The organism is Shewanella sp. 5_MG-2023 (genome assembly GCF_030547465.1).
Classification (GTDB): Bacteria; Pseudomonadota; Gammaproteobacteria; order Enterobacterales; family Shewanellaceae; genus Shewanella.
In genome coordinates this window covers 135,610-142,269 of record NZ_JAUORC010000013.1, presented here as the reverse complement: position 1 = coordinate 142,269, position 6,660 = coordinate 135,610, and the positions used below count along the sequence as shown (strand labels likewise).

Below are 6,660 nucleotides of genomic sequence, written 5' to 3'. Positions count from 1 at the left end.
ACGCTGATAACTTGAGTCATTAGCTGCAACATATCAGCGTGAGCGGTGAGTGTGGACGAATGCCCATGTGAAAGTAGGGTGTAATGTCTGTGATTATAAAGCAAGGTTTTATACAGACATGGAACGCGAAGGATTTATCCGCAGCTGAACATCGCCAAGCGCCTAATATCTCTCATAAGAGAGTCGATAAAGCCCTGACTTAACAGTTAGGGCTTTTTTCGTTTTTAGGATATAAATATCAACAAGTTCTGATAATTGAAGTATTTAACCATATTTTTCTGAATATAAATGTGGGCAATAAGCCAATGTAGAACCAGCTTTAAGTCAATGGCCTAATTTTTCTAAATAGAATAATTAGCCTATTACTTAAGAGTCAGGCTTTATTGTGTTTGTGATTATAGCGCTGCTTACAATTAATAATTCACTTAAGAACCTGTTGAGTGCACAAGTTGAACTTAAAACAACCTATTGCAGTATTAAATAGCAGTAACGTAATACAGCTATCATGATGGTAAGCTATCTTGTAGGTTATTTTGCGGATTAAACTTGCTTGTTGTTTCTTTTCAAGACAGGCTTTTTAGGGATAATGATGAAACTAGAGATGATTTGTACTGGCGAAGAAGTACTATCTGGCCAGATTATAGATACTAATGCTGCCTGGGTTGCTAATACCATGATGGAGTTAGGTATTGAAATGCAGCACCGTATTACAGTTGGTGATCGCTTAGATGATCTTGTTCAAGCATTTATTGATAGAAGCCATCATGCCGATGTGATTATTATTAACGGCGGTTTAGGGCCAACCAGTGATGATATGTCAGCAGAAGCGATGGCGTTAGCTAAGGGGGAGCCTTTAGTTGAGAATGTTGAATGGCGAGAGAAATTAATTGAATGGTTTTCGCGTAACAACCGTGTGATGGCCAAGAGTAACCTTAAACAGGCTTGGTTACCTGAGTCTGCAGTAATGATTGATAATCCTGTTGGAACAGCATGTGGTTTTAGAGTTAAGTTAAATAAAGCATGGTTATTTTTTACTCCCGGTGTTCCTTTTGAATTAAAGCACATGATCACCGAGCAGTTTATTCCTTTTATTAAGGCTGAATTTAAAGCTAGTGAAAACACTGCGCTAAAAAAACTGCTTACCATAGGTCATGGGGAGTCTTCTTTAGCTGATAGCCTAGCGGATTTAACTTTGCCTGATGGTGTCACCTTAGGTTACCGCTCTTCTATGCCACATATTGAGATTAAAATATTTGCTCGTGGCGATGAAGCAATTAGACAACTCTCAAGCGTTACCCAAGAAGTCAAAGCGATTCTCGGTACTGCAGTGGTCGCTGACGATAAGCCCACACTTGCTGCAGAAATTCATCAACGTTTATATCAATCTGGTTTTAGTTTAAGTGTTGCAGAGTCTTGTACTGGCGGTTTAGTAACGAGCCAGTTAATTGATTTTGCAGGCAGCTCATCTTATTTACATCATGGCTTAGTGACCTATAGCAATGAATCGAAAGTCAAAGTACTGGGGGTTAATCCACAGGTTTTGGATGATCACGGCGCGGTTTCTATTCAAACTGTTGAGGCTATGGCTAAAGGCGCTAGAGAGATTTTAGATAGTGACTACGCCTTATCTACTAGTGGTATCGCTGGACCTGATGGCGGTTCAGGGGAAAAACCTGTTGGGACAGTGGCCATTGCGCTGGCGACTAAAAATGCGGTATATAGTCAGATGATTAAAGTTTCCAGCCGCTCACGAAGTTTGGTGCGCAGTTTAAGCGCTGCAGTTGCCTATGACATGTTACGCAGAGCATTATTAGATGAAGCGATTATTGTTGATTACCCATCAATAAAACGTTTTGATAAGTAATTGAGCGTATTGTCTTTATATAAAAAAAGTAGCAATATTTATTGCTACTTTTTTTTGTTTCTGTTGAGTTATTAAGGTTTAAAACTTAATGACAATCTTGCCTTTTTGCACTTCAATCTCTTTGGTGATTGAGGCCATTAGTGCTTGATTAGCATCATTTTCATCCAGCACGTAGACAGGTTGCGATGCTAGAAAAGTACTAAGAAACATCATTAGCTGTGGTGTGATTGATGAAAGCATTTTTTCAATATCTGCGGGGGTTGATTTAACCTCAACCAAATCTAACTTCTTTAAATAGATGCTTTTGGCTTCAACGTCATACCAAGGCTCAGCCTCAAATGTTGTCACAAGATCCGCTTCTATAGATTTGAAAGGGTTTTTAACGGCCATTCTTGTTTGGGCTGTGACCGAAATAGTATTGGGCTTGTGGCCCAATTCTACTTCCATATCATTGAGTTTAAGTTGAAGCCCAAAAACTTGGTTACCTTGGGAGACTTCATAATGCATCTCGTTATTTAGGTAATCTTCAACTTCAGACTCACTAATGCTGTACTGAGTGGCGCAACCAGTCAGTAATAGCATTAGTAAACCTAAACCACATTTAAGTATGCGCATTAGCCAGTGTTTCTCATTCCTGCTGCGACGCCAGCAATGGTTAACATCAGTGCAAGTTCAACTTGTTTAGATGCTTGATCTTCATTACGGGTACGAGCGAGCAATTCAGCTTGTAAAAAGTTGAGTGGGTCAATATACGGGTTACGTAACTTAACAGACTCGCGGTTCCAAGGTGTATGCGCCATTAACTCTTCTGATTGGGTTAATGACAATACCTCATCAATACCTAATTGTAGGCTGGCGCGCAGCTTTATGCCCAAATGTTTTAATTCATCAGGAACAAGGCAGCTATCGTAATAACTAGCAAGGTTTGGCTCCGCTTTCATGTATACCATTTCAAGCATTGAAACACGGGTCTCAAAGAATGGCCATTGTTGCTCCATTTCTATGAGTAAATCAGCTTCACCTCGTTGTGACGCGGCTTGTAGTGCTTCGCCTGCACCTAACCATGCTGGTAGCATTAGGCGGTTTTGAGACCATGCAAATATCCATGGGATGGCACGTAAACTCTCAATGCCGCCATCGACACGACGTTTTGCTGGGCGACTCCCTAATGGCAGTTTACCTAGTTCAACTTCAGGTGTCGCTGCGCGAAAGTAAGCCACAAAATCAGGCTCTTCACGGACGATGCCGCGATAGGCTTTAACTGAATCATCTGCTAAGCGCTGCATACAGTCACGCCATTGCTGTTTAGGCTCAGGTGGTGGCAGTAAGGTTGCCTCCATAACTGCTGAAGTATATAAAGCCAAGCTTTGAACGGCCACTTTAGGTAGGCCAAATTTAAAGCGGATCATCTCCCCTTGTTCGGTGACACGAATTCGACCATCAACAGAACCCGGTGGTTGCGATAAAATTGCTTTATGAGCTGGTCCGCCGCCTCGGCCAATGGAGCCACCACGACCATGGAACAGCATCAGTTTTACATCTGCTTTCTTACATACTGCTACTAATTGCTCTTGGGCATGATATTGCGCCCATGCAGCAGCAATCACGCCGGCATCTTTGGCTGAATCAGAATAGCCGATCATCACCTCTTGCATGCCTTTGGTGTAACCGCGATACCAGTCAATATTAAGCAGTTGAGTCATGCAATCAGCTGCTGTGGTTAAATCACTTAATGTTTCAAACAATGGCACTACGCGCATTGGATGCTGGCAGCCACTTTCTTTAAGTAATAACAGCACCGCTAATACATCTGATGGCTTACTTGCCATTGAAATAACATATGAACCCAGTGCTGTCGCAGGCTGGCTTGCAACCAGTTTACAGGTGTTAAGCACTTCTTGTACGTCAGCCGTTGGTTGCCACGTGCTTGGAATAAGCGGTCTGCGACCTGTTAGCTCACGTAATAAAAACGCCTGCTTTTCGTTTTCATCCCAGTGATCATAGTCACCTAGGCCTAAGTAGCGTGTTAGCTCGGCAATGACGTCGCTGTGACGTTCAGCATCTTGGCGGATATCCAACCTGAGCATATGGATACCGAAACAGGCCATACGGCGAAGAATATCTAACAATAATCCGTTGGCAATAAGCCGCATACCTGATGAGGTTAAACTACGGTATAGCAGCTCTAGTGGTAGCTTTAAGTCTTCAAGTTCCCAAATAGTTTCATCAGGTTTCATATCGACTTGATGACCTTCAAGGCGGATATTTAAGTAGTCGATGGTATTACGTAATTTGTTACGTAGATCACGCAGCACATCACGGTAGGGCTCTTTACTGTTATTGGTTAATGCCATCAGTTCTTCACTGGCATCTTCCATGGATAATTCATTAATCAGCTTAACGATATCTTTGAGGTATAAGCGTGCGGCAGCATGGCGGTTTCGTAGTAATACTTCTTCCGTGACGACTGAGGTAACAAATGGATTACCGTCTCTATCTCCGCCCATCCAGCTAGAAAAACGTACTGGGCATATGTCTGTGGAAATTTGTTTGCCCGTTTTAGCTTGTACATGATCATTGAGCTGGCGTAAGAAGTCGGGTACAGCTTGCCATAGTGATGTTTCAATTGTGCTAAGTCCCCAGCGAGCTTCATCAACAGGGGTTGGCCTGTCATGACGAATTTCATTGGTATGCCATATTTGTGCGATGAGCTGGCGTAAGCGTAAATGAGATTGGCCTATTTCTCGCTCAGTTAGTTGCTGATTTTCTTGCTCTGTCAGACAATCGACCACCGCGGAGTATTTTTGAATGAGGGTGCGACGTGAAATCTCGGTGGGATGTGCTGTGAGTACTAAATCGATATCGAGGTTTTCAAGACACTGGATAACCTCTTGCTCATTGGAGCTGCTGTTAAGCATTCGTCCAAGTAGCTGCTCTACTGGATCCGGTGTACATACGAGCTCATCACAATTACGGCTAATGGTATGGAATTGCTCCGCGATATTCGCCAAATTAAGGAATTGATTGAAGGCTTTGGCAAACGGGACTAATTCTTCATCAGGAAGCGAGTTGAGTAAAGTGAGCATCTGTTGGCGTGATTCTGCATTTCCTTGGCGGGATTCTTTAGCCAAAATGCGGATTTGCTCGACCTTTTCGAGAAAACCTTCACCAAGATGATCGCGCATAGTATCACCTAAAATTTGTCCTAAGTTGCTGACATTAGAACGCAAGGATGCATACATATCGGCGGTTTGATCTGCCATAATTACTCCATAAGTTACTTAATAAGCGGTGACAATTTTTCCATAAGCTTTAGCACAATAGCGAGCGACAACTGCTTGGTCAATGGCTGATGAGATAAATTCAAAAGCCATTAATCTGCTTGTTGTTATTTAATACAAGCTTGATAAATCAGTTTTTTAATGAGCTCAACCGTTGGGGTTAAATATTCAAGGCCAATATATTCATCGGGCTGATGGGCCTGATTGATACTCCCGGGGCCAAGTACTAATGTTTGACAGCCTAATTGATTTATATAAGGCGCTTCAGTGGCGTAATTGACCACTTCGGCTTGGCTATTAGCAAGCTCAGTAACCAGCTTGGTCCAATAACTATCAGCTTTTCCTGCAAATGACTCAGAGCCTGGGTATAAGGTGCGTACTTCAATACTGCCTGGATATTGCTTATTAATTTCAGCAAGGTAGTTAATGACCATTAACTCTAAATCAGCTAATTCAATACCGGGCAGTGGGCGAATATCAAGGTGTAAGTCGCAGCAGCCACAAATACGGTTGGCTGCATCGCCGCCGTGAATATGGCCAAAGTTCATGGTTGGGTAGGGCACGCTAAAGGCATCTTCTCGGTAGTTTTCACTTAAGTGTTGCTTGAGCTTTATTAACTGACCTGTGACTTGATGCATTATCTCGATGGCATTAAGCCCACGTGCAGGATCTGATGAATGACCACTGCGACCAATAACGCGAATACCTTGGGCTAAATGGCCTTTATGCATATACACCGGCTTTAAGCTGGTTGGCTCGCCGATAATGGCATAATCTGGTGCTATAGATGTTGATTCAGCAAAGGCTTTAGCGCCATTCATGGTGGTTTCTTCATCGGCACTGGCAAAAATATGTAATGGACGCTTTAACTCAGTTAATGGGATGTCTTTTAACGCTTCCATGATTAGGGCAAAAAAGCCTTTCATATCGCAGGTACCTAGGCCATACCAGCGATTGTCTTTCTCAGTTAATTCAAATGGACTTTGGCTCCAACGACCTTCATCAAAGGGAACGGTATCGGTGTGGCCAGCTAATAACAAGCCGCCTTTGCCAGAACCAATGGTGGCGACAAGGTTTTGTTTACCTCTGCTATCAGCGACAGTACTAATTGTGCAGTCAAACCCCATGTCGCTAAACCAAGACTGTAGCAGTGCAATAACTGCATGGTTACTCATATCTTGTTCTACTTCTAAGGCACTGATTGAAGGTAGTGCAATCAACTGTTTAAAAGCATCTTTTAATTCTGGTAGTGAGTTCATAAGGGCCTTTTATAAATATTTAATTAAGTAATCATTCATAATTATTGCATAAGTAATGTTTTGTGTTAGTCTAGCAAACAGCTAAGGAATTCACCATAACTTGATAAATATTTAAGAACTATAGATATGTATGTAATTGCGATTCAATTCACTGTAACAGATCCCAAAGTAAACTATTCTCGACGATAGTTTTAATCTCGAGCACCCTGCTCATATTTCAAATAAAAATTAATAGTTTACTGACTTAAAGATGACA

4 protein-coding genes are annotated in these 6,660 nt (G+C 42.1%); 1 reads left to right on the top strand and 3 read right to left on the bottom strand.

The annotated features are described in order from the left end of the window. Window positions 1-589: 589 nt before the first annotated feature. Entirely contained in the window at window positions 590-1,864 is a 1,275-nt protein-coding gene (locus Q4557_RS09725) for a CinA family nicotinamide mononucleotide deamidase-related protein (RefSeq protein ID WP_303412370.1), read from the top strand. A 78-nt stretch (window positions 1,865-1,942) separates the two neighbouring features. On the opposite strand, the gene Q4557_RS09720 is transcribed toward Q4557_RS09725, so the two are convergent. The 3 genes from Q4557_RS09720 to argE form a co-directional block, all read right to left on the bottom strand. Further along, window positions 1,943-2,479, bottom strand: a complete 537-nt coding sequence (locus tag Q4557_RS09720; protein WP_303412364.1) for a DUF1439 domain-containing protein — start codon at window positions 2,477-2,479, stop codon at window positions 1,943-1,945. Further along, complete coding sequence (gene ppc / locus Q4557_RS09715; protein ID WP_303412362.1) at window positions 2,479-5,127, bottom strand: phosphoenolpyruvate carboxylase; 2,649 nt, start codon at window positions 5,125-5,127, stop codon at window positions 2,479-2,481. The genes Q4557_RS09720 and ppc overlap by 1 nt, the downstream gene beginning before the upstream one ends. Window positions 5,128-5,252: 125 nt before the next feature. Further along, window positions 5,253-6,404, bottom strand: coding sequence for an acetylornithine deacetylase (gene argE, locus Q4557_RS09710; RefSeq protein WP_102440348.1), 1,152 nt, complete (start codon window positions 6,402-6,404; stop codon window positions 5,253-5,255). Window positions 6,405-6,660: the final 256 nt, after the last annotated feature.

Coding starts and splice junctions, on each gene's coding strand:
- argE (WP_102440348.1), bottom strand. CDS start 6,404: ATGAACTCACTACCAGAATTAAAAGATGCTTTTAAACAGTTGATTGCA.
- ppc (WP_303412362.1), bottom strand. CDS start 5,127: ATGGCAGATCAAACCGCCGATATGTATGCATCCTTGCGTTCTAATGTC.
- Q4557_RS09725 (WP_303412370.1), top strand. CDS start 590: ATGAAACTAGAGATGATTTGTACTGGCGAAGAAGTACTATCTGGCCAG.
- Q4557_RS09720 (WP_303412364.1), bottom strand. CDS start 2,479: ATGCGCATACTTAAATGTGGTTTAGGTTTACTAATGCTATTACTGACT.